Origin of the sequence: Clostridium thermopalmarium DSM 5974, assembly GCF_002995795.1 — a bacterium.
Lineage (GTDB): Bacteria > Bacillota > Clostridia > Clostridiales > Clostridiaceae > Clostridium_H > Clostridium_H thermopalmarium.
The window spans coordinates 1-24,205 of sequence record NZ_PVXN01000034.1; the positions used below are offsets into that span (position 1 = coordinate 1).

At 31.1% G+C, this 24,205-nt stretch carries 23 protein-coding genes, 1 rRNA gene and 1 riboswitch; of the genes, 4 read left to right on the forward strand and 20 right to left on the reverse strand.

Annotation, left to right across the window (positions count from 1 at the left end; translation table 11 throughout):
• Positions 1-545 precede the first annotated feature (545 nt).
• The gene (locus CPAL_RS07290; RefSeq protein ID WP_061859063.1) at positions 546-1,052 is read right to left on the reverse strand and encodes a QueT transporter family protein; all 507 of its coding nucleotides are present in this window, start codon (positions 1,050-1,052) and stop codon (positions 546-548) included.
• Positions 1,053-1,426: 374 nt separating this feature from the next.
• A complete protein-coding gene (mnmM, locus tag CPAL_RS07295; protein ID WP_207644366.1) occupies positions 1,427-1,969 on the reverse strand; it encodes a tRNA 5-(aminomethyl)-2-thiouridylate-methyltransferase MnmM in 543 nt (180 codons plus the stop codon).
• 292 nt (positions 1,970-2,261) lie between these two features.
• Between mnmM and CPAL_RS07300 the strand changes: the two genes are divergently transcribed.
• Positions 2,262-3,008 carry a peptidoglycan amidohydrolase family protein gene (locus CPAL_RS07300; protein ID WP_061859065.1) on the forward strand — a complete coding sequence of 249 codons (747 nt, stop codon included), beginning with the start codon at positions 2,262-2,264 and terminating at the stop codon, positions 3,006-3,008.
• An 89-nt stretch (positions 3,009-3,097) separates the two neighbouring features.
• Here the strand turns inward: CPAL_RS07300 and hemL are convergent, their stop codons facing one another.
• The 8 genes from hemL to CPAL_RS07335 all read right to left on the reverse strand — a co-directional run bounded on the left by hemL (position 3,098) and on the right by CPAL_RS07335 (position 11,598).
• A complete protein-coding gene (gene hemL / locus CPAL_RS07305) occupies positions 3,098-4,387 on the reverse strand; it encodes a glutamate-1-semialdehyde 2,1-aminomutase (RefSeq protein WP_106024344.1) in 1,290 nt (429 codons plus the stop codon).
• A 5-nt stretch (positions 4,388-4,392) separates the two neighbouring features.
• Complete coding sequence (hemB, locus tag CPAL_RS07310; protein ID WP_106024345.1) at positions 4,393-5,364, reverse strand: porphobilinogen synthase; 972 nt, start codon at positions 5,362-5,364, stop codon at positions 4,393-4,395.
• Between the two features lie 70 nt (positions 5,365-5,434).
• Positions 5,435-6,925: a uroporphyrinogen-III C-methyltransferase gene (cobA, locus tag CPAL_RS07315; protein ID WP_061859067.1), complete on the reverse strand. Its 1,491-nt coding sequence runs from the start codon at positions 6,923-6,925 to the stop codon at positions 5,435-5,437.
• 1 nt (position 6,926) lies between these two features.
• Entirely contained in the window at positions 6,927-7,829 is a 903-nt protein-coding gene (gene hemC / locus CPAL_RS07320) for a hydroxymethylbilane synthase (RefSeq protein ID WP_061859068.1), read from the reverse strand.
• Positions 7,826-8,443: a precorrin-2 dehydrogenase/sirohydrochlorin ferrochelatase family protein gene (locus tag CPAL_RS07325; protein ID WP_061859069.1), complete on the reverse strand. Its 618-nt coding sequence runs from the start codon at positions 8,441-8,443 to the stop codon at positions 7,826-7,828. Before CPAL_RS07325 ends, hemC begins: the two co-directional genes overlap by 4 nt.
• A gap of 14 nt (positions 8,444-8,457) precedes the next feature.
• Positions 8,458-9,693 (reverse strand): glutamyl-tRNA reductase, encoded by a 1,236-nt coding sequence (gene hemA, locus CPAL_RS14020; protein ID WP_116485983.1) that lies wholly within the window; start codon positions 9,691-9,693, stop codon positions 8,458-8,460.
• A gap of 9 nt (positions 9,694-9,702) precedes the next feature.
• Complete coding sequence (locus tag CPAL_RS14025; RefSeq protein WP_116485982.1) at positions 9,703-10,494, reverse strand: sirohydrochlorin cobaltochelatase; 792 nt, start codon at positions 10,492-10,494, stop codon at positions 9,703-9,705.
• 180 nt (positions 10,495-10,674) lie between these two features.
• Positions 10,675-11,598, reverse strand: coding sequence for a (4Fe-4S)-binding protein (locus tag CPAL_RS07335; protein WP_061859071.1), 924 nt, complete (start codon positions 11,596-11,598; stop codon positions 10,675-10,677).
• A 625-nt stretch (positions 11,599-12,223) separates the two neighbouring features.
• Between CPAL_RS07335 and pflB the strand changes: the two genes are divergently transcribed.
• Positions 12,224-14,446, forward strand: a complete 2,223-nt coding sequence (gene pflB, locus CPAL_RS07340; RefSeq protein ID WP_061859072.1) for a formate C-acetyltransferase — start codon at positions 12,224-12,226, stop codon at positions 14,444-14,446.
• A gap of 25 nt (positions 14,447-14,471) precedes the next feature.
• Positions 14,472-15,191 carry a pyruvate formate-lyase-activating protein gene (gene pflA, locus CPAL_RS07345; protein ID WP_061859073.1) on the forward strand — a complete coding sequence of 240 codons (720 nt, stop codon included), beginning with the start codon at positions 14,472-14,474 and terminating at the stop codon, positions 15,189-15,191.
• A gap of 47 nt (positions 15,192-15,238) precedes the next feature.
• Here the strand turns inward: pflA and CPAL_RS07350 are convergent, their stop codons facing one another.
• Entirely contained in the window at positions 15,239-15,448 is a 210-nt protein-coding gene (locus CPAL_RS07350; protein WP_061859074.1) for a hypothetical protein, read from the reverse strand.
• A gap of 83 nt (positions 15,449-15,531) precedes the next feature.
• The gene (locus tag CPAL_RS07355) at positions 15,532-16,803 is read right to left on the reverse strand and encodes an Nramp family divalent metal transporter (RefSeq protein ID WP_106024346.1); all 1,272 of its coding nucleotides are present in this window, start codon (positions 16,801-16,803) and stop codon (positions 15,532-15,534) included.
• Positions 16,804-17,176: 373 nt separating this feature from the next.
• Here CPAL_RS07355 and CPAL_RS07360 point away from each other — a divergent pair, with 373 nt between their 5' ends.
• Positions 17,177-17,674 (forward strand): TspO/MBR family protein, encoded by a 498-nt coding sequence (locus CPAL_RS07360; protein ID WP_242976295.1) that lies wholly within the window; start codon positions 17,177-17,179, stop codon positions 17,672-17,674.
• Between the two features lie 37 nt (positions 17,675-17,711).
• On the opposite strand, the gene CPAL_RS07365 is transcribed toward CPAL_RS07360, so the two are convergent.
• From CPAL_RS07365 to rrf, 8 genes are all read right to left on the reverse strand, one after another.
• Entirely contained in the window at positions 17,712-18,281 is a 570-nt protein-coding gene (locus CPAL_RS07365; protein WP_106024348.1) for a histidine phosphatase family protein, read from the reverse strand.
• Positions 18,272-19,006: an adenosylcobinamide-GDP ribazoletransferase gene (gene cobS / locus CPAL_RS07370; protein ID WP_074366554.1), complete on the reverse strand. Its 735-nt coding sequence runs from the start codon at positions 19,004-19,006 to the stop codon at positions 18,272-18,274. Before cobS ends, CPAL_RS07365 begins: the two co-directional genes overlap by 10 nt.
• Complete coding sequence (gene cobU, locus CPAL_RS07375) at positions 19,003-19,539, reverse strand: bifunctional adenosylcobinamide kinase/adenosylcobinamide-phosphate guanylyltransferase (protein ID WP_061859079.1); 537 nt, start codon at positions 19,537-19,539, stop codon at positions 19,003-19,005. Before cobU ends, cobS begins: the two co-directional genes overlap by 4 nt.
• 12 nt (positions 19,540-19,551) lie before the next feature.
• Positions 19,552-20,625: a nicotinate-nucleotide--dimethylbenzimidazole phosphoribosyltransferase gene (gene cobT / locus CPAL_RS07380; protein ID WP_061859080.1), complete on the reverse strand. Its 1,074-nt coding sequence runs from the start codon at positions 20,623-20,625 to the stop codon at positions 19,552-19,554.
• A gap of 165 nt (positions 20,626-20,790) precedes the next feature.
• Positions 20,791-21,552, reverse strand: a complete 762-nt coding sequence (locus CPAL_RS07385) for an ABC transporter ATP-binding protein (protein WP_061859081.1) — start codon at positions 21,550-21,552, stop codon at positions 20,791-20,793.
• Position 21,553: 1 nt separating this feature from the next.
• Positions 21,554-22,555, reverse strand: coding sequence for a FecCD family ABC transporter permease (locus CPAL_RS07390; RefSeq protein ID WP_082787915.1), 1,002 nt, complete (start codon positions 22,553-22,555; stop codon positions 21,554-21,556).
• Positions 22,556-22,581: 26 nt separating this feature from the next.
• Positions 22,582-23,529 carry an ABC transporter substrate-binding protein gene (locus CPAL_RS07395; protein WP_061859082.1) on the reverse strand — a complete coding sequence of 316 codons (948 nt, stop codon included), beginning with the start codon at positions 23,527-23,529 and terminating at the stop codon, positions 22,582-22,584.
• A gap of 239 nt (positions 23,530-23,768) precedes the next feature.
• Positions 23,769-23,952: riboswitch (cobalamin riboswitch) on the reverse strand.
• Between the two features lie 130 nt (positions 23,953-24,082).
• Positions 24,083-24,199 (reverse strand): 5S ribosomal RNA (rrf, locus tag CPAL_RS07400).
• Between the last annotated feature and the right edge of the window lie 6 nt (positions 24,200-24,205).

A 24,205-nucleotide genomic window follows, 5' to 3' on the forward strand; every position in this document is an offset into this window, starting at 1 on the left:
GACAAACCCATGTACGCCATCTCCTGTTATTATTAAGATGGGCTTAAGGCTGATTTTGACTATTGTCAGTCCTATTCTACATGATTTTTTCACAGGGGTGTTGCATTTAATATTGCAATTTAAGTTTAATCTAAAAACATCTAAAAATTATTTTCTTCAGTTGCTTATTATTAAGAAGTTGATTCTAAAATATATAGATTTCCTGTATCAAAATCTAAGATTGAAAAATGAATTTATTTCATTTTTCATAGGTAATTTATTCCAATTACCACTTTTTAAAGCCTTATTTGAAAAATCCTTTATGGTGTGCATATCTAATTGAATAACTACATAATAATCTCCATCTCCATGAAATCCATCACGGGTATCCTCAAAATTAATGACCTTGTAATTTACATAAGATTACAAATTGTTATATGTATCTGTACAATCACCTAATCTTTATTAAATTAATTTAATGTAAAAAAGATATAGGAATTAGTAGTAATTTATACTAAATATCCTATATCTATAGTTAAAATGCTGCTCCTTTTTATATATTCATATTAACTTTCATGTACGGCCTTAGTTTCTCTTATTTTCAAAACACTTACTATGTGCTTATTAGACAATAACCATCTAAATAACGGATATCCTATTACAGTTACTACCACAAATTCTCCAAGAGCAACTTGTGCTGAACTTAGCCAGAATGGCAACTTTAGTACAAAGTATAATTCTCCCCCTATTATAAATCCATTAAATAAAGTTGGCCATAAAGTAGCAATAAAAAGCTTTTTTGATTTACTTATCATATATACACTAAGAAAAGTAGCAAAAGTACCTACAACAACATCTACAACTCCTACAGTACTATAAAGGTTCGCTATAGCACATCCTAAAACTAACCCCGGTATATATAAAGGATCAATAAAAGCAAGAAGTGTCATAACCTCAGATAACCTAAATTGAACAGCTCCGTAACTTATAGGGGCAATAGCTATTGTTAAAACTGCATAAACTGCTGCAACTAATGCTATTTTAACTAATTTATTTATTTTATTGTCTTTCATTGTTCTACTCCTTCCATTAAATAATTTATGTAGTATTCCTAGCTAATTCTATATAACAAACATAAGCCTCATATTCTAATACACCTAAAATAGAAATAGATTTTTATCCCCCCTTGTTTTTAAAGTGGAACCAAGGAAACACTTTAAAAAATAAAAAAGACTGCTTTTTTAACTAAGCAGTCAATACAATTTATACACTTCAAAAAAGCCGTAATAAAACAATCACAGCTTGATTAGACATTTTAAATTGTATTGCCTTAGTTTTGTTTAGTGGCAGGAGGCTTTCGAACTGCCATGGACAAACGTCTCGATGTTATTATAATATATAAACTTAGCAAAATCAATAACCCATATAATTAATAAAAGCATTATGTTTATCTTTTTTCTACAGCAATTAGCATAGGAGGATTATTAATTTGATTGATAAATTGTAACCTTACTACATTATATTCTTTTTGATTTAATTTAGAAGTAAATTCTTCCACCATTTCTTTCTCTACTTTTCCATTTTCATGCCCATAATATATTACAATAAGGATTACTCCACCTTTATTTAAAATCTTTAAAGACTTTTCTAGAGCAATTATTGTAGTTTCTCCTTTTGTAGTGATTTCATGCGAAGCCTTTGGAAGATATCCTAAATTAAACATGATTAAATTAACGTTTTCTTTGACGTACTTATCTATATTTTCATGTCCGTCATGAATTAGCTGAACTCTATTAAAAATATTATTTTCTATTAGCTTTCTTTGTGTATTTTCTAGTGCAACTTCTTGAATATCAAAAGAATAAACCTTTCCTTCTTCTCCAACTAAATTAGCTAAAAATACCGTATCATTTCCATTTCCCATGGTTGCATCTACTGCAATATCTCCCTTGTCTAGCTTTCTAATAGCTATATTTTTAGCTAAGTTCATAGAATTAGTAAAAAAACATTCTTTCACTTTTTATTTCTCCTTTTCTTATTAAAGCTGTTTTTAATAATTTTATCATAATATTTATAACTCATTACAAGTATTTTTTACACACATATATAGTTATCTCCAGAAAGTTTTCATTTTGTTAAAATCAGAGCGGTTTACTCAATGCAAATTATCTGTTAAAATAAAATTTGTAGTCGATTGATGAAAAATTGCGTCATTAGATATAATAGCTTCAAATAAAAATCTATTAAATGATAAAAGAATGAATATGGGAGTAGGATAATTGATGGGTAAAAAAAATTTTAACAATCAGTATAGTAAACTAGAGAGCAGCGAGCAAACAAAAAAATACATAAAAGAAATGTACGACATGGCCGATAAGACAGAAATTAAGAGCAACATAGCCTTTGCAGTAATAGCTGTACCTATTGCTATTATATGTGTGCTGACTTTAGTACAAATGTTTTCTTTTACAATAAACTTTGCTAAAGGCGATAGCACTTCTAAACAAGCTCAAATAATATCCAGCGATACATCTGAAAATACTTCTACAGAAGCTCAAACTGAAGCTTCTACTGTTTCTGAAACTTTGAATGAAAAAATATACAATTATTTAAAAGATGAAAATAACAGAAATAGTTCTTTACAAAAGTCTATAAAGCTAAATAAGGGAAGCGACAAAGGCTTATCAACAATATTTGTAGCACAAATATTGAGAGATAATGGCTACAATATAAGCAATTCAATAATTAATACTAATAGATTAGTTGCCGAACTAGAAAAAAATGGATGGGAAAAAGTTTCAGACTATACCAAGCTTCAGCCAGGAGATATATGCTTTACATCTAATTCTAAGAGTGGAGCTCCATCCCATACATATATATTCATGGATTGGGTTAAAGAAGGAAAAACAGACTATGCATATGTAGTGGACAATCAAGTTTCTGAATACAAAGACACTTATCATAAAAGAAACATAGATTCTTCAACACCTAAGAAAGACAAGTTCAATTTCTTTATGAGAAAGAAATAATTTTTTATATAGAAAATGAACCGAATTAAGCTAAACTTAATTCGGTTCATTTTATTGAACTCTCTCAACTCTCCACTTCCTAAACTGCTTTATCTAACCTTATATAACGCCTCGTAATTTGCCTTTATTGTTTTTTGGATATCTTCATCATTATGAGCATCAGATAAAAATATGGCTTCAAATTGTGATGGTGCTACTAATATTCCCCTATTTAGCATTTCTTTAAAATATACAGCATACTTTTTAGTATCACATTTTGATACATCATCGTAGTTTTCAAATGGACCTTCTCCAAAGAATAAGCAGAGCATAGACTTAAATCTTACTACTGTGGCCTTTATTCCTAATTCTTTTATATTTTTATTAAATCCCTTTTCTAATTTTATAGCTTTATCTTCTAGTTCTTTATATATATTCTTATTATTTTTTAATATATTTAAATTTTTATATCCCATATGCATAGCAAGTGGATTTCCCGATAAAGTTCCAGCTTGATATACAGGACCTAGTGGTGATACACACTCCATTATTTCTCTTCTTCCACCATAAGCTCCTACTGGGAGTCCTGCTCCTATTATCTTTCCAAAGCAAGTTAAGTCTGGCTTTATTCCATAAACCTCTTGAGCTCCACCATAGGATAATCTAAACCCTGTTATAACCTCATCAAATATCAAAACCGTTCCATATTCTTTTGTTATTTCTCTAAGTTCTTTTAAAAACTCTTCTTTTGCAGGAACTACTCCCATATTGCCTGATACTGGCTCTACTATTACTGCTGCTATTTCTTTTCCTTGTTCTTCAAAGATTTTTCTAACAGCTTCTATATCATTGAATCTGCAAACCAAAGTGTCCTTAACTGTATCCTCTGGAACTCCCGGACTTGTTGGAACACCAAAGGTTATAGTACCTGAACCTGACTTTACTAATAAAGCATCGGAATGACCATGATAACATCCTTCAAACTTTAAAATCTTATTTCTCTTAGTGTAACCCCTTGCTAGCCTCAAAGCACTCATGGTAGCTTCCGTTCCTGAGTTCACCATTCTTACCATATCCACTGAAGAGTAAGCTTCAACTATAAGCTTTGCCATTTCGACTTCTATCCTTGTTGGAACTCCGTAGCTCGTTCCTCTCTTTACTATATCTTCTACACCTTCAATAAGCTCTTTTTTACTATGACCTAATATAAGCGGTCCCCAAGAGCATATGTAATCTATGTACTCATTTCCATCTATATCATAAATCTTAGAACCTTCTGCCTTCTCTATAAATATGGGACTCATTCCCACAGAACCAAAAGCTCTAACAGGGCTGTTTACTCCTCCTGGAATATATTTCACCGCTTCTTTGAATAACTCTTCTGATTTAGCGTACCTCACATTTCTTACCTCCTAAGTATTCTAGCTGCATCCTTTGCAAAGTAAGTTATTATTATATCTGCTCCTGCTCTTTTAATAGAAATTAAGGATTCCATAATTGCATTCTCACTTAAAAGTCCGTTATCTATGCAGCTTCTTATCATAGCATATTCTCCGCTTACATTATAAGCTGCAATAGGCATGTTAAAGCTATCTTTAACTTTTCTTATAACATCTAAATAAGAAAGAGCTGGTTTTACCATTACTATGTCTGCTCCCTCTTCTATGTCAAGCTCTACTTCTCTTATAGCCTCATTTATATTAGCAGGATCCATTTGATAAGACTTTCTGTCTCCAAAGGAAGGTGCGGAATCTGCTGCCTCTCTAAAAGGTCCATAAAAAGCTGAAGCATATTTTGCACTATAAGCCATTATAGGTACATTAACGTATCCTGCCTTATCTAAAGCATCCCTAATAAAGCCAATTCTTCCATCCATCATATCAGAAGGAGCTATCATATCAGCCCCAGCCTCTGCATGGCTTACAGCTATTTTGCCAAGATACTCAAGAGTCTTATCGTTATCTACATAACCGCTCTCTGTAAGTATTCCGCAGTGTCCATGAGAAGTATATTCACACATGCATACATCAGTTATAACATACATATCAGGAAACTTGCTTTTTATCTCTTTTATAGCCTTCTGTACTATTCCATGCTCATGATATGCCTCGCAGCCTACCTCATCCTTCTCATTAGGAATTCCAAACAATATAACAGATTTTATTCCTAAATCCATAAGTTCTTTAATCTCTTCTTCTAACTTATCCACAGAAAAATGATAATTTCCCTTTAAAGAAGTAATTTCTCTTTTTATATTTTCCCCTTCTATCACAAACAATGGATACACTAAAGATTCGACACTAATTCTAGTTTCTCTAACTAATCCTCTAATTGTTTCATTAACCCTAAGCCTTCTTGGCCTTTTTATTATGTTCACTTTTTATTCCTCCCAACGCATTATTGACCATTGTCAATTTAGAGTTTCTTAAAAAACTTTAATTAAGTGCTTAAATAAGTGCTTTTATGATTCCATCTATAGTGTACTCTTCTGCTTCTTTATATACATTAAGTCCAAAATCCTTTATTGTATTTGATGTTATTGGTCCTATAGATATTATCTTTGTATTCTTTAGCTTATCTAGGTTTTCTTTTCCTATTATTTCAACGAAATTTTTAACTGTAGATGAGCTTGTAAAAGTTACATAATTTATTTTATCTTCATTTAAAAGTTCTAGTATTTCTTCCTTATTTCCTTCGCCCTTTACTGTCCTATATGTTTTACATTCTACTACACCACATATTTCACTTAACTTTTTTACTAAATATGGTCTAGCTTCACTAGCCCTAGGGATAAGTATTCTGTCTTCCTTTGATAAAATCTCTTGAAGTTCTTCTACCACAGCTTCTCCCACAAATCTTTTTGGAATTATATCTGCAGCTATTCCTCTTTCTCTAAGTGCTTTTGAAGTAGCTGGTCCTATAGCTATTATCTTTATATTTCCTAACTTTCTGCTGTCATAATTCAATTCAAACAATCTATCAAAAAATATTTTTACTCCATTTTCACTTGTAAATATTATATAGGAATACTGACTTAGCCTTTCTATCTCCCTATCTAAAGCCTCATTAGGTTTTATTTCTTCTATTTTAATAGTTGGAAATTCTATTGGGTTTCCACCAAGATTCATTATCTTATCTACAAGTTTGCTGCTTTGAGCCCTTGACCTAGTTACTACTACACTTTTTCCAAATAGGGGCTTACTCTCAAAAAAGTTTAAATGTTTCCTTAGCTTCACAACCTCTCCAACAACAATAAGAGTTGGAGATTCTATCTTTTCTTTTAAGGCTATTTCGTGTATGTTTTCAAGGGTTCCTTCTACAACTTTTTGATTTTGTGTAGTAGCCCAATTTATTAAAGCAGTAGGAGTAGTCTTATCTTTTCCATTTTCAATCAAACTTGTAGCTATTTTATTTAAATTTGCTATTCCCATTAAAAATACTAAAGTGCCATTTAGTTTAGCTAAAGATTCCCAATCTAACTCCTTATCTTCATCCTTTAAGTGACCTGTTATAACGTGAAAAGAAGAAGCATAATCTCTATGAGTTATAGGAATACCTGCATAACAAAGCCCTCCTATGGCTGAAGTAATTCCAGGAACAACTTCAAAATCAATTTCCCTTTCCCTTAAATACTCTCCTTCTTCTCCTCCTCTTCCAAAAACATAAGGGTCTCCTCCCTTAAGCCTTGTAACTATCTTTCCTTCCTTTGCCTTATGAGCAATTATATCATTTATCTCATCTTGAGTTTTAGTGTGATTGCTGGACTTCTTTCCTACATATATAAATTCACAATCTTTCCTTGCATTCTTTAACAAAGTCCTATTAACTAACCTATCATATACAATAACATCTGCAATCTTTATACAGTCCATACCTTTTAGAGTTATAAGCTTATAATCTCCTGGTCCTGCACCGACTAGATACACTTTTCCTTTCATGTTAATCTATCTCCTTAAGTATCATTTCTGCAAGTTTAAATCCTAAACCTTCTGCTTCTTCAATATTTCCTTCTATGGCTTTGCGAACAAGCTTTGAGCCATCCTCTTTTCCTAAAAGCCCTTCTAGCTTTATCTTATCATTATTTATAATACAAATTGCTCCTATAGGAAGATGGCATCCTCCATTTACACCTTTTAAAAATGCTCTTTCACATTCAGCTTGTATCTTTGCATTCTTGTCCTCTATACATTTTAATATATTTTCTAAATCTTCTCTTCCCCGCTTTATTTCAATAGCTAGTATTCCTTGAGCAGGGGCTGGAAGTACTATATCTTTATTTAAATAAACTATATTATAGTCAATACTATTAACTAATCCTAGTCTTTTCACTCCTGCTGCAGCTAGAACCACACCATGGAGATTTTCACTTTCTATTTTTCTTATTCTAGTGTCTACATTTCCTCTTATAGGGACAATGTCTAAATCTCCTCTATAACTTAAAAGTTGATACTTTCTTCTTTTGCTGCCTGTACCTATTTTAGCTCCTTTAGGGAGGTCATCTATGGTTTTATATTCACGCTTAAGCACTAGAATATCTCTATAATCTTCTCTTTCTGGTATATAAGAAAACTTAAGATTACCCGGAATAGAAGTAGCCATATCCTTCATGCTGTGGACTGCCATATCTATTTCTCCACTTTCAAGCTGTTCCTCAATTTCTTGAACAAATATTCCCTTGCCACCTATTTTATCTAAAGCCACGACCTTTATTCTATCACCTTTTGTCTGTATTACTTTTATTTCAAACTCTACCTCAGGATGCTTTTCTTTTAACTTTTCAATAACCCAATTAGTTTGAGTAAGTGCAAGCTTACTTCCCCTAGAGCCAACTATTATTTTCATACATTATGCCCCTTTCTACTCTCATTCTCAATAAACCTTTTAAGCTCTTCTATAGGCATATTTATTATATCCTTTAGCATTTCCCTTTTCTCTACATCATCATTATAGTTTTTTAATATAAGTCTCCTCGCTTCTCCTAATAAGTCTACATACTCTTCATATTCTTCAGAATACGCCTTTTCTAAGTCTTTTTTTATTTTAGCTGCTAGAGATGGACTTTTTCCCATGGTTGATATGGATATTACAAGGCTTCCCCTTTTTATAGAAGAAGGAACTATAAAATCTGAAAACTCTATATCATCAACTATGTTGCAAAGTATATTATTTTTTCTGCAATAATTACTTATATCCTTATTTATTTCAGCTCTATCTGTTGCTCCTATTACTAAAAAAGCATCTTTTATATAATCTTCTTTAAATTTATCCTCTATTATTTCTAATTTTCCACAAAATCTATTCTTTAGTTCTTTAAACTCATCTAAAAGCTGTGGACTTACAACTCTAACTTTTCCTTGAAATTCTAAAAGCTTTTTTACCTTTCTTAGGGCAACCTTTCCTCCACCTATTACTGCAATTAACTTATCTCCTATATCTATCATTAAAGGATAGTACATAATATCTCCTCTTATTAAAAATTAAATATATCATTTACTACTTTTATATACTCATTTATTTTTTCCTCATCTTTTAATCCTTTTAAAGTTAAAATAGGATCCTTTACTAACCTTCTAAGAGCTGATGAAAGCATTTTATCTACTACTTTTTTACTCTTTTCATCTAATTCTAGCTTCTTATCTATATATTTAAAGTATTCATCTTTTATTTCATTACATCTCTCATTTAAGTTCTTAATTACTGAGTCAACCTTTATACCCTTTGACCAATCAATAAATTCTTCAACCTTTGAATTTATGATATCCTTTGCAACTTCTGAAAGTTCTTCTCTCTTTTTCATATTTTCTTCTGATATATTTTTAAAATCATCTACGTCATAAACAGTAATATTCTCTAAAAAGGCTACCTTTTTCTCCACATCTCTTGGAAGGGCAAGATCCATTATGTATAAATTATTATGAATTTTCTTCATATGATTAAAATCTAGGATAGTATGTGGAGCTGAAGTTGCTGTAATTATAATATCCACCTTTTCTATTACCTCATAGCGCTTTTCAAATTCTATTGGTTTTACATTATGAAATTTAGAAAGTAAGTCTAAAATATTATTATAAGTTCTATTAGCTATGTATATTTCACATAAATCTTCCTCTAAAAGATGAGTTAAAGCAAGTCTTCCAATCTCTCCAATTCCTATTACACAAGCCTTTTTTCCTTTGAGAGAACCTAATTTTTCTTTTAAAATCTTTATAGCTATGTAAACAATAGAAATAGGCGTTTCTGATATCTTTAAATCAGTTTTTATTTTTTTAGCTGAAGTTACAGCTTCTTTAAAAAGCTTGTTTAATACCTTTCCGCTTAGCTCATGTTTTATGGAAAAATCTAATGCCTCTTTAACTTGACCTAATATTTGGTCTTCACAAAGTATCATAGAATCTAAACCTGCTGCTACATAATATACATGAAACAAAGCATCCTTATTTTCTTTTGTGAATAAATATTCTTCTATATTATCTATGTTAAAAAATTCCTTATAAAAATTTTTAACTGTTTCAATATCCTTATTTAAATTTTCACTGATTACATATATTTCACTTCTATTGCAAGTTGACAATATAACAATTTCTTTTATTCCTTTATCTATAAGATACTTTCCTGCTTTCTCTTTTTGAGACCTAGAAAAAGAAACTTTTTCTCTTATATCTATAGGCGTATTATTATAGTTAACTCCTATTACTGCTAGATTCATAATGTCCTCCTAATACATAACATCTTTTACATGCTGAAGGTATATCTTTTGATATTCTATATTTTCCCCTAGACCATGCTCATAAATGCTTACCTCAAACTCTTCTCTTTTCAATATATTTTTTAATGAGTCATCTTTATCTCCAGCAATATCACGCATTCCATGCCCTCCAAAAAACAGCATAAAAGGCATTAGAAATATTTTTCTTACCTCATCCTTTTTCAATTTTGATATTATATCATAAATAGTAGGATATTCATCAAGAGTTACCACGTAGAATCTTAATCCCTCTTCATCAATAATTTCTTGAAACCTCTTATAGAATATATTAGATGTATGCTTTGTTCCATGACCTACTAGAACAACTGCTTCATCATGGTTTAAGCATGGCACTTGAGTTCTCAGTGCATCTAATGCTCTTTTATAATCCTTTTCGTAATATAAAATAGGCCTTCCTAAAGCTATGTTTTTAAAAATAGTCTTATACTTTTTTAAGGTTTCTACAATTTTTTCATACTCGCTTCCTGGTATTATATGAAGAGGCTGAAGTATCACATTTTCAAATCCTTCCACATTCATTTTTTTCAACGCCTTTTCAACATTATCTACTATTATACCACTGTTTTTTCTTAATTTCTCAATTATAGCTTCCGAAGTGAAAGCTCTTCTAACCTCCCAATCTTTAAATTCTTCTGATATCATATTTTCTATACTTCCTAATGATACTCTTATAGCTTCCATATTGCTAGAGCCTGAGCTAATCACAAGAACTCCTCTTTTGTGTATTGTTTTTCTACCCATTTATAAAACTCCCTCATATATAACTTTACTTTATTACACAAATTATAAGCATTTATTATAGAAATGTAAAATCCTAGCGCATAAATACTTTTACCAATCTAACCCTTATACTTGCCCTACATAAACGAAACCGTATGATTTAATCATACGGCTTAAATTAATTTCTATCATGTATATCCTTTACATACTTTGAGCACTTAATATTTCTTCTTTCCTATCCATCATTTCATTAGTAAGCAATACTTTTTCCACTTGTTCAAAGCCTATTCTATCAATCATATCTCCAAATCTTTCTCCGTCTTTTCCGTATTCTTTATAATATAGTATAGACTTTTCTATAAATTCTAATGCTTCTTCTACAGTAAATATATTGTTCACCAAGTCTCCTACTCTAGGGAGCTTACCCCACTTACCACCTAGAAATATTTTTACTCCTTCTTTATCTAGTTCTACTGCATCAAAGTGGCATTTGCCTATGCATTGTCCACATTTCCTGCATTTATCAAAGTCTATATTCATTTTATTATCTACTCTCTTAGCAGCACCTGCCTTGCAAGTTTCCTCAACAGCACATTTTTTGCATCCTAAGCACCTATCCTGATCCAGCTTTGGCTTCCTTTGGCCCATTATTCCTAAATCATTTAGATCAGGCTTTGCACAGTTGTTTGGACATCCTCCAACAGCTATTTTAAATTTATGTGGAAGTTTTACATCATACCATCCCTCATAAAACCTTTCATGTATTATTCTGCTTAACTCTTGAGTGTCCAAAAGTCCCCATACGCAGACAGTTCCCTTGCAAGAAGCGATTGGTCTAACTCTTGCGCCTGTTCCTCCAGCATAAAGTCCTACTTCTTTAAGTTCATCTTTAACCTTATCTATATCTTCATACTTGATTCCGCGTATCTCAATACTAAGTCTTGAAGTAAAAGTCATATGCCCTTCTCCATACTTTTCAGAGATTTCTGCCACCTTTCTTATTTTCTTAGAATCCATAGTACCATCTACTGTTACTATTCTACATACAAAATGCTCTTTATCTCTTTGCATTATGAATCCCTGTCCCTTTAGTTCAGCTATTTTTTCTGCAGTCAACTTAGCCATAACTATCCCCCTTAAACAAATTCCATATATTGTCATAACTTTATCAATCTTTTTTAAATATTTTACTTTCTCTATAACAGATTACCACTGATTTTTACCAAAATCAAATTAGAATTTATCATAAATTCATAAACAAAACTTATAATTAACCTTAACTTTTACTTATCTTAATTTACCATATTAAACCATACGAATATTTTATGTATTTTTTTGTATTTAATATGTTATTAAACGAATTATCATTAACTAAACTCATACCATTATATTGATTTATCCCAAGTAGAATGTTATTATTATAACATAACATCCTAAAAAATAATTTCATTCACATAATTTTGAGCATATAGTTATAAATCTCTAATGCCATTAATAATTTCGCATTATTGATATACTAAATATTCTCTTTTTATTTTTATATTTCGTGATTATAGTCACATATTATATTATTGTTAAATATTATAATATGTTTATAGATAGATTATAACAGTTTTAAAATTTTATTGATACAGTCTCAAGATGGTGATAAACATTTTATTATAAAGCTATAAAAAAGCTATTTAATAAAGTATGACACATTATATTATTTATATAATACACTAACTATATGTTAAAGGAGTGTGTAGATATGTTTAAACAATGGGAAGGTTTTAAAGATGGGAATTGGAGTAAAACTATAGACGTAAGGAACTTTATTCAATTAAACTATACTCCATACACTGGAGACAAAAGCTTTTTAGTGGGCCCAACTGAGAAGACAAAAACAGTTTGGGAAAAGGCCAGCCAGCTTATACTAGAAGAAACAAAGAAAGGCATTCTTGATGTTGATACAAAAACAATATCAGGAATAAACAGTTTTAAACCTGGATATTTAGATAAAGAAAATGAAGTCATAGTAGGATTTCAGACAGATGCTCCTCTTAAAAGAATTACAAATCCTTTTGGTGGAATAAGAATGGCAAAGCAAGCCCTAGAAGCTTATGGTTATGAGATAGATAAAGAAATGGAAGAAATCTTTACTAAGTACAGAAAAACTCATAATCAAGGAGTTTTTGATGCCTATACTGAAGAAATGAGACTTGCAAGAACAACTGGAGTTTTAACTGGACTTCCTGATGCATATGGAAGAGGAAGAATTATTGGAGATTATAGAAGAATTTCTCTTTATGGTATAAATTTCTTAATTGAAGAAAAGAAAAAAGATCTTAAAAAACTAAAAGGAGTTATGCTTGATGAACTCATAAGACTTCGTGAAGAAGTTACAGAGCAAATTAGAGCTCTTGAAGAAATAAAGAAAATGGCTGCATCTTATGAATTTGATATATCAGAGCCTGCAAAAAATGCTAGAGAAGCTGCTCAATTCTTATACTTTGGATATTTGGCCGGTATAAAAGAAAATAACGGTGCTGCAATGTCTCTTGGAAGAACTAGCACTTTCCTTGATATATATATTGAAAGAGATCTTCAAAATGGAATAATTACAGAGGAAGAAGCTCAAGAAATTATAGATCAATTCATAATTAAGCTTAGAATGGCAAGACACTTAAGAACTCCTGAATATAATGATTTATTTGCAGGCGATCCAACTTGGGTAACTGAAGCCTTAGCCGGAATGGGAGTAGATGGAAGGCCCCTTGTTACAAAGACTTCCTTTAGATATCTTCACACTCTAATAAATCTTGGAACTGCGCCAGAACCAAATATGACAGTACTATGGTCTCAAGACCTTCCAGAAAACTTTAAAAAGTACTGCGCTGAAATGTCTATTTTAACTGATTCAATTCAATACGAAAATGACGACATTATGCGTCCCATCTATGGAGACGATTATGCTATAGCATGTTGCGTATCTGCAATGAAAGTTGGTAAACAAATGCAGTTCTTTGGAGCAAGATGCAACCTTGCAAAAGCTCTGCTTCTTGCAATCAACGGTGGAATTGATGAAAAGAAAGGCTTAAAAGTTGTACCAAATATAGAACCTATAACTGATGAAGTTTTAGATTATGAAAAAGTAAAGTCTAACTATTTTAAAGTATTGGAGTATATTGGAGAGCTTTATGTTAACACAATGAATATAATTCATTTTATGCATGATAAATATGCTTATGAAGCTTCTCAAATGGCTCTTCATGATACAAATGTTGGAAGATTAATGGCCTTTGGTGTAGCTGGATTATCCGTTGCAACAGACTCATTAAGCGCAATTAAATTCGCAAAAGTAAAACCTATAAGAGAAAATGGAATAACTGTTGACTTTAAAGTTGAAGGAGATTTCCCTAAATACGGAAATGATGATGATAGAGTAGACAATATTGCTGTAGAAATTGTTGATAGATTCTCTAAAGAACTTAAAAAGCATCCAACTTATAGAAATGCTAAACATACACTTTCAGTATTAACAATAACATCAAATGTAGTTTACGGAAAGAAAACTGGTTCAACACCTGATGGAAGAAAGCTTGGAGAACCTTTAGCTCCTGGAGCAAACCCAATGCATGGAAGAGATATTGAAGGAGCCTTAGCTTCTCTTAACTCAGTTGCTAAAATACCATATTGTGCATGCGAAGATGGAGTTTCAAACACTTTCTCCATAATCCCAGATGCTCTAGGAAAAGATGGACAAACTAGAATAAATAATTTAGTTTATATAATGGACGGATATTTTGGCCAAGGTGCTCACCACTTAAACGTAAATGTACTAAACAGAGAAACTTTAATAGATGCTATGGAACATCCTGAAAAATATCCAACACTTACAATAAGAGTTTCAGGATATGCAGTTAACTTCAACAAATTATCAAAAGCTCAACAAAAAGAAGTTATAAGCAGAACTTTCCATGAAAAAATGTAATAAATTAACCTTATGAGGTGATAGTATGATAAAGGGAAGAATTCACTCGATAGAAAGCATGGGACTAGTAGATGGTCCTGGTATTAGAACGGTAGTATTTTTTCAAGGTTGCCCTTTAAGATGTGCTTATTGTCATAATCCTGACACTTGGAATATGCAAGGTGGAATGGAATTTACACCTGAAGAACTTTTAAAAAAAATTTTAAGATTTAAGCCATACTTTGAAAAATCAGGTGGTGGAGTTACTTTCTCTGGTGGTGAAGTACTCCTTCAACCAGACTTTTTACTAGAAATCTTAAAATTATGTAAAGAAAATAATATACACACAACACTTGATACCTCTGGCTTTGGTCTTGGAAAATATGATGAAATCTTAAAATACACTGACCTAGTAATATTGGATATTAAACATGTAGATGATACAGGATATAAAAATTTAACTGGTCAAGAGAAAAAAGGCTTAGATGAGTTTTTAAAAGCTTTATCTAAATCAGGTACAAAGCTTTGGATACGCCATGTTGTAGTTCCAAAAGTTACAGATTCTGAGGAACACATCTCAAAGCTAGCTCATATAATAAAACAAATAGATAATGTGGAAAAAGTAGAATTACTTCCCTATCATACTCTTGGGGTTAATAAATACGACAAACTGGGTCTAGACTATTTATTAAAGGATACATCACCAATGGATAAAGATAAACTAAAAGAGCTTGAATCTCTTCTAACTAGACTCCTCCTTTGTTAATATATAAACCTTAAAAAGCTACTTAGAAATTTCTAAGTAGCTTTTTTCTATAACTTTCGATATTGAACTCTATCAGTATCATCCTCTATGATTACAGCATCAAATTCACCATTCTCAACTTCTGCCTTAAACCTTTTTCCATCTTCTGTTCTTTTTTCTATTGGGAATTCATCCATTACCACATCCTTATATTCAAAAGGACGTCCTGAAGGAATAGCATTTAATTTATTTATATCTATATGGCTTTTTTCAGTCACTATTATCTCCTCCTTAATTAAAAATCACTATATAAAAATTAAAAGAAACCTAATAGTAGTATAAGCATATAAAGAAAGATTATTTAAAAATTATATAAGCTGCTTATTAATAGAGCTATATTTAAGGCAGCTACTATAATCCCTATAATCCAAAGCAATATTTTCTCTATACCTGCATTTGCATACTTGCCCATAACCTTTTTAGATGATGTTAAATATATTTGCAACAATACTGAGATAGGTAATTGAACACTTAAAAACATCTGAGAGTATACAAGTCCTTTAAAAGGATCACTTATGAAGAAAATTGCAAGAGCAGCTGCAATTAAAGTAATTCCAACTCCTACTTTTGTATGACTATCGTGTATATCATAAGTTTCCTTAAATAGCCCTGCAAAAATGCTTCCTCCTGCCATACCAGCAGTTACAGAAGAAGATATTCCTGCAAGAAGTAGTGCAATTGCAAATATTACAGAAGCTATATTTCCTAAAAGAGGTTTTAACATTTGCTGCGCCTGACCTAATTCTATAACCTGAATTTTTTGTGTAAAAAAAGTACATGCTGCAATCAGTATCATAGCACTATTTATTGCCCATCCTATTACCATTGAAAGGAATGTATCTAAAAATTCATATTTTAACTGTTTTGCTATCACCTCATCATCTTCTAAGTTCCACTGTCTGCTTTGAATAACTTCTGAGTGTAAAAATAGATTGTGCGGCATTACAACTGCACCCAGAACACTCATTATAACAGGCATAGATTCTTTAGGAAAACTTGGCTTTGCCCAACTTACAATGGCTTCACTCCAATTTACATTAACAAAAGTAAGTTCTACTATAAAGGATAAACCTATTAGTGATACAAAACCTATAATCCACTTTTCAAGCTTTTTATAGGAGTTTGTATAAAGCATCCACATAACTACTCCTAAAACTAAAACTGCACCTATTTTTAATGGAAGACCAAAGAGCATCTGAAGAGCTATAGCTCCTCCTAAAATTTCTGCTAAGGCTGTAGAAATTGCAGCCATCATTGCTGTTATTAAAGCTATTCTGCTTACCCAAGGTTTAAGATATATTGTAGCAGATTCTGATAAACAATATCCTGTAACAATGCCAAGATGAGCTGCATTATGCTGGAGAATAATTAGCATAAAGGTTGACAATGTTACCATCCAAAGAAGTGCGTACCCATAATCTGCTCCTGCTGCTACATTAGATGCCCAATTTCCTGGATCAATAAATCCTACTGTAACCAAAAGCCCTGGTCCTATATATTTAAAAAAATCTAAAGCCATTAATTTTGCTTTATGGTTTTTGCCCCAGTTACCCATAGACTTTAATAGCTTCATATTATTTCCTCCAATCTCTTTAATAAAACTTTCATAACGTTTTAATTGTATTCTCCATTATACTAGAAAAATTTATAAATTAGAATATCTTTATCAACAAATAAATATTATTAATATCTCATTATAAATCTTTTTTATTTAAGTTCAGCATTATCACTTTTTACTTTTATTGTGGATATAAATAAACACCAATATAAAAAATAATGCACTAACTTACATCATCATAATATTCTTATTATATATATTTCTTATTATCAAAATCTTCAATCATAAGTACTAAAAATTAAAACACAATTTTATTATATTTAAACATAAACTTACAATGTATGAATTATATATTATTGATAAGCAAGTTCTTGGGGGTGATACCGTGATTAACATATTTAGAGTTGGAGAAAAAAAGAATATTGGGTTGCTTATTCTAATTATAATATTAATTGAAGGAGCTGGATTTTTATCCGGACTTCTAGGAATGTCCAATATAAGAATATATGAAAATCTTATAAAACCTTCTTTTGCTCCTCCAAATTGGATTTTTCCAATTGTCTGGGCTATATTATACTTCCTTATGGCTATTTCTCTTTACAGAATAATATTAAAAGGAAAACAAAATAATAATATAACTAAAGCTTTAATTTTGTTTTTTATTCAATTATTTTTAAACCTAATTTGGACAACCATTTTCTTTAGATTTAATTTATATGGACTAGCATTTATAGAGATACTTTTAATGCTTATATTTATTCTCCTAACCACATTTGAGTTTTACAGACATGATAAAATAGCTTCATTTTTAATGATTCCATATATTGCTTGGACATCTTTTGCAAGCGTTTTAAACTTCGTTATATGGATGCTTAATGAAGCGTAATTAATATAGCGCGGTTAAGAGTTTACACCGCGCTATATTAATATGTTTGATTTAATCTGTTAATATACTTATATCCTTCATTTACCGTAATAGTAGTTATGCTGCCATTATCTACCTTAAACCTATAAAAATACAATGGTTCATCAAATACCCAACATAAAGCTAAACGAATTACAGAATCATGAGTAACTAAAAGAGCAGACTTATTCATCTTGCATAGTTCTTCTAAAAACTCACTTACTCTATTATATACATCCAATAACGATTCTCCTTTTGGAATCCTATAGTTATATATATCCTCTATCCAAAGCTTTGCTTCCTCTGGGTAAACTTTTGATATTTCTTCAAAATTTTTTCCTTCAAATATACCAAAATTAATCTCCCTTATTCTATCATCTTCTTTGCCTTCTAAATCTAAATAATGCATAGTATCTACAGTTCTCCTATAAGGACTATAATAAACCTCTTCATAATCATATCTCTCTAATAATTTCTTAGTTTGTAATATCTCTGCTTTGCCTTTCTCAGTTAAAGGGGTAGAAATTCTACTATATACTTTCCTTACATTATCCTCACTCTCACCATGTCTAATCATAATTATATCCATTCACCCACACCCCAAAATGAAAATAAAGAAATAAGTACACCTAATTCAATTATAGTCCCATATACATCACCAGTTAAACCATCTATTTTTTTATATGATATATTGCTAATAATTTCTGCTAAAATATAGTTAATCACAAGAGGTATCAAATATTTTTTATTAATAGATACTAAAAAAATCAAATAAATAATTGTACTTAATATTATCAACTTTTTAGGATTACTTTTATGAAATAAAGCACCTAACCCATTAACCTGAGCTGATTTCTTATTTGATATAATTATACTTGCTATTAATCTACTATTGGTAAAGGACAGGATCATTGCTAAAGGTACATTATCTATGCTAATTATTAATATATATAAGAACATTAAATGCAAAACTATACTAAGTACTCCAAATGTACCTATTCTGCTATCCTTCATAATTTCCATAGTTTTTTTTCTATCTTTATTCGCTAAAAAACCATCAAAAGTATCTGCCAAACCATCTATATGAAGTCCACCAGTTAAAATTATTGTTATTAAAAGTGTTAGAAATGAAGCCATAAGCTTATTATGTGGTGCAATTAAATAATAAACTATACCACCAAAGCCACCAATAATAGTTCCAACTAATGGCATGAAAAATATGCTATACCTAATGTTTTTCTCATTAAAATCCACAGTAATATTAATAGGTATTCTCGTAAAAAACTGTATTGCTAATATTAATCCTTTAATCATTTTATTTTCACCGGAATTCCACAACATACTAAATATACTTGATCTGCCACTGCTGCAATCCGCTGGTTTACACGTCCTTGAATATCTCTAAAAGCTCTAGATACAGGATGACTCGGAACAATAGAATCGCCAACTTCATTGGTCACTATAACAATATCGTAATTTTTTTCTCTAATTTTATCTGTTAATTCTTTTACCTCAAAGAATACCTTATCTTCAATTAACTTTTGAAGTTCAAAACTTATCTTTTCTTCATCTTTGGACATATCATACATTATATTAGAAGTAAGTATTGTAACACAATCAAGTAAATACTTTTTCTCATTACCAATTGCCTTGCTTAAGTTATAATCTCCTTCATATGTACGCCACTGTTTAGGCCTAGAATTTTGATGGTGCTTTACCCTTTCTTTCATTTCATCATCAATAACTTTAGCTGTGGCTATATATACTACATCCTTATCATTTCCATATAAACTTTCTGCAAAGGTACTTTTACCAGATCTAGCACCACCAGTAACTAATGTTATCATCTTTTGCCTCCTTTATTCCTCTCTTATATCTACTAAATATGAGGTACTCATTGAAACATCCTCGTGTGTTCCCATATTTTCAAATATATATTCTGCCGTTTCTATGATTTGAAATGCAAGCGGACAGCCAGAACCTTCTCCTAATCTCATTTCTAAATTTAGTATTGGCTTTAACCCTAGTTCATCAAATACGTACTTTGCACCCGGTTCAGCTGATAAATGAGAAGGTATTATGTATTCTCTTACATAAGGGTTAAGCTTAGTAGCACAAAGAGCTGCCACAGAAGATATAAATCCATCTATAACAATAGGCTTTTTATTTTTAGCTGCAGATAAACACAAGCCACACATACCACCTATATCAAATCCTCCTACTTTTGATATAACATCTATAGGATTATCCTTATTAGGTTTATTAATAGCTATAGCTTTTTTTATGATTTCTTTTTTACGTATGTGCTGTTTCTCTGTAAGCCCTGCTCCTTTTCCACAAATCAAATCTACATCTAAACCTGATAAACTTGATAGTACTGCTACTGCAGTAGAAGTATTTCCAATTCCTACTTCTCCTGTTCCTAATATATCATACCCCTTAACAAATATTTCATCTGCAACTTCAATACCTATTTCTATAGATTTAACTGCCTCATCATAGGTCATAGCTGGTCCTTTTGTAAAATTCTTAGTGCCATCTCTAATCTTTCTATCTAGCACTTTAGGATTGTCCACTTTTCCTTTTATACCCAAATCAACAGTAAAAATATCCGTACCTGTATATTTACCTAGTGTAGCAACTCCTGTTAATCCTTTTGACATACTCTCTGCTAATATTTTTGTAAATACTTGTGGTGCAGAGCTTACTCCCTCATTTACAACTCCATTATCACTGCACATTACAGCTATAGCTTTTTTGTCAAATTTATTAATTACTTTGCCAGTCATACCACATATCTTAATAATAATCTCTTCTAATGCACCTAAACTACCTATTGGCTTAAGTAATCCATCCCACTTCTTTCTAACTTCTTCTTTTACTTTTTTATCCGGTTCAGTGATTTTACTTAAAGTTTCTTTTAATAAATCCACAATCCAACACCCCCATATTTACAATATCATTCTCTTTGTCATTTCTTCTCTCCTAATTGAAACATATTATTTACTTATAATTTCTACTTTTAAATTCAATCTCATCAATGCCTTCTAACTGATTAAACTTAAGAGCTAAATTAAAGAAATAGTTAGACTTTTAATTTATCTTTCCCATTTCTTTAAACAATCAATCATATATCCTGCTACATCCATTTCATAAACCTCATCCAATAGCTTACTATTAATTATCTCTTCAGGTTTGCCAAATACCATAACATTATCTTTTGCTAATACTAATAAATAATCAGCTAATTCCAAAGCATGATTTATATCGTGGAACACCCCAATTACTGAATGGTTATAATCTTTTGACCACCTTTTTAAATAATAAATTAATTCCCTCTGGCTTTTTAAATCTAAATGATTTGTAGGCTCATCTAATAAAATGATATTAGGTTCTTGAGCCAAAGCTCTTGCTAAAAATACTCTTTGTAATTGCCCACCTGATAATGTATCAATCTGCTTATCTTGCTTATCTAGCATTCCAACGGTTTCTAAACATTTTCGGACATAGGCTTTATCTTTCTCAGAAGGTTCTTTTAAGAAATTGTTTTTCATATATAAGTATCGCCCCAATAATACAGTTTCAAATACAGTATATGAGAAGTATATATTAGATAATTGACTCATAACTGCTATTTCATTAGCAATCTCTTGTCTTTTCATAGCTTTTATACTTTTACCATCAATCAAAACATCGCCTTGACTTGGAATTATACCAGCTATAGCTTTTAGTAAAGTAGTTTTGCCAGACCCATTAACTCCTAAAATACATAAATTGTCTCCTGCATCTAATTTCAATGAAACATTCCTTATTATATCAACACCGTTATATCCAGCAGATAAATTTTTAAGTTCTATCATTTTATCTGACCTTTCTTTTTATAAAATATACATACGCAAAAAATGGCGCTCCAATTAAAGCTGTAACAGCTCCTACAGGAAGCTCTGAATTTGAAATTACAATTCGTGCTACTAAATCACACACCACCATAAAGGTTCCACCAAATATCATAGACATTGGAACTACTAGTTTATGGGTAGAACCAAATATTTTCCTTACTACATGGGATGCTATTAAATCAATAAATCCTATCACTCCTGTAAAAGCTACTGAACTTCCAGTTAATGCTGCTGATAGTATAAGCAAAATCCATTTTACCTTTTTTACCTCTACCCCTACAGCTAATGCTTGTTCCTCTCCAAAGGTCATAATATCCAGTTCTTTGGTATATTTTATTAAAATTAAGTAGCAGATAGGAAAAATCATCACTAAAATCCTTAAATCTGCCCATGACTTTAAAGAAAAGCTCCCCATTTGCCAAGCTATAAGTCTTTGTAAATTTTCTCCTGATAATGCTGTTATTAATGTAGTTATAGCATTTATGAATAATGAAAAAACCATACCAACTAATATTATTGTAGCATTTTCCATATTCCTATCGATTTTAGCAGTGAAACATATTACAAGATATACTGTAAGCAGCCCAGATAATAAACCAATAAAGGGAAGAGTAAATCTTCCCAATATGGATATGGTAAAGCCTGTGATAATTACCAGTCCTGCTCCTACAGAGGCACCAGATGAAACTCCTAAAGTATAGGAGGATGCCAATGGATTTTTAAGAATAGATTGCATAACAGAGCCACTTACAGCAAGAGCCCCGCCAACTAAGAAAGCTACCAGTACTCTTGGCAATCTAATGTCCCAAACTACTGATATTAAACTATCTTTTATGTCATTTATAATTGGTTGATGAAATATCTTACTATAAATAATAGATAATATATTCAAAGGCTCAATATATACACTGCCAATACCTACTGCTATAACTAAAATGAATATACATATGATTATTGAAAACATAATTTTTATACTGTTCTTCATAGGCATTAATATTTATCAGGATAAACAGCTTTAGCCATCTGTTCTAAAGCTTTAACAATATTATGATTTGGAAGGGAACTTGTCATATTATCTATATAATATACATTATTGTTTTTAACAGCCTTCATATTTTTCCAGCTAGCACGAGATTTTATCTCATTTACAGGATCCGAAATATAATTAACATTAGTGAGTATTACATCTGGATCAGCAGCTACCACTGACTCTTCAGATACAGAAACCCATCCATCTTCCTTTTCTAATATATTATTAGCACCAATTAATTCTATCATTTCATTTAAAAAAACACCTTTTCCAAAACTATATATATCTGGTGCAGCAGCTATTTCAAAATATACCGTTTTTTTATCTTTAATAGTTTTTCCGATTTCTGCTATCTTAGTGATTTTTCCTTTGGTTTTATATACTAATTCTTCTCCCTTTTCTTTTTCTTTTAATACCTGTGCAATAAACATAATATCACTATAAATTCCTTCTATACTGTTGCTAGTAGGTATGTACGCAAGTGTAATTCCAGCTGATTTCAATTGTTCTGCTGGATCTGTTCCTCCAGTAGCTGTCATTGTAGAGGCAAAAACTATATCCGGTTTCAATGCTATAAGCTTTTCCACATCCGGTTTCATCATGTCTACATATTCGATTCCTTGAGGTAAACCTGATAAATTTTTTGAATTTGCATCAACTAAAACAATCTTATCACCAAATCCTAATTCCACCAGAATCTCCGTTATAGATGGTGCTAAAGATACTATTTTATCAACTTTATCTGGAATATTAATTTCCTTACCAGAGCGATCTACTATAGTTGTGGCCTCTTTAGTAGTTTCTAAGCCTTTTGTATTTGGCTTATCTTGTACTGAACAGCCCACTGAAAACACAAGTAACATAATTAAAGTAATACTGAATGAGAATAAACTTTTAAATTTTTTCATTTTAATCCCTCCCTTTTATTTTTTGAATATTTCATATACAATGGACGTTCTTTTATTGATAGGACACTTTTCCTATACAATAAAAAACGTTTCGGAAAATCCGAAACGTATAACCACAAATAAAACTTTGGAATAAAAAATTTTGCAAAATTGCACAAAAATTATGCAAAAAATAGCATAACTTATCCAAGATCTCTTTTGCTATCACCCTGTACTCTGCAAGGTATAGCAATTTGCGGTTATACGCAAAAATATTGGCAGGTATTCCGACTTAGAGATCATCGCTGTTTTTTACCTTCCCAGATTACTCCAGTGGCTGCTTTCGCACAAAAAACAACTACCTCAATACGGCAGCAGGACTGTTTAGGATTCTCACCTAATTCCCTATTAAACTTTGTCAGTACCAATATCGAAGCTATTCGATTATTAACAATGTTTATTATAAAATGTTAATTATACTCTGTCAATTATATATAATACCCTATCATTATTACAATAAGATGAAATAGGCCAAATAAAAAAGCACTAAGAAATTTCTTAGTGCTTTGCTCTTACCTGGCAGCGACCTACTCTTCCACACCGTCTCCAGTGCAGTACCATCGGCGCTTTGAAGCTTAACCTTCGTGTTCGGAATGGGAACGGGTGTTACCTTCAAGCTATAACCACCAGATATTAT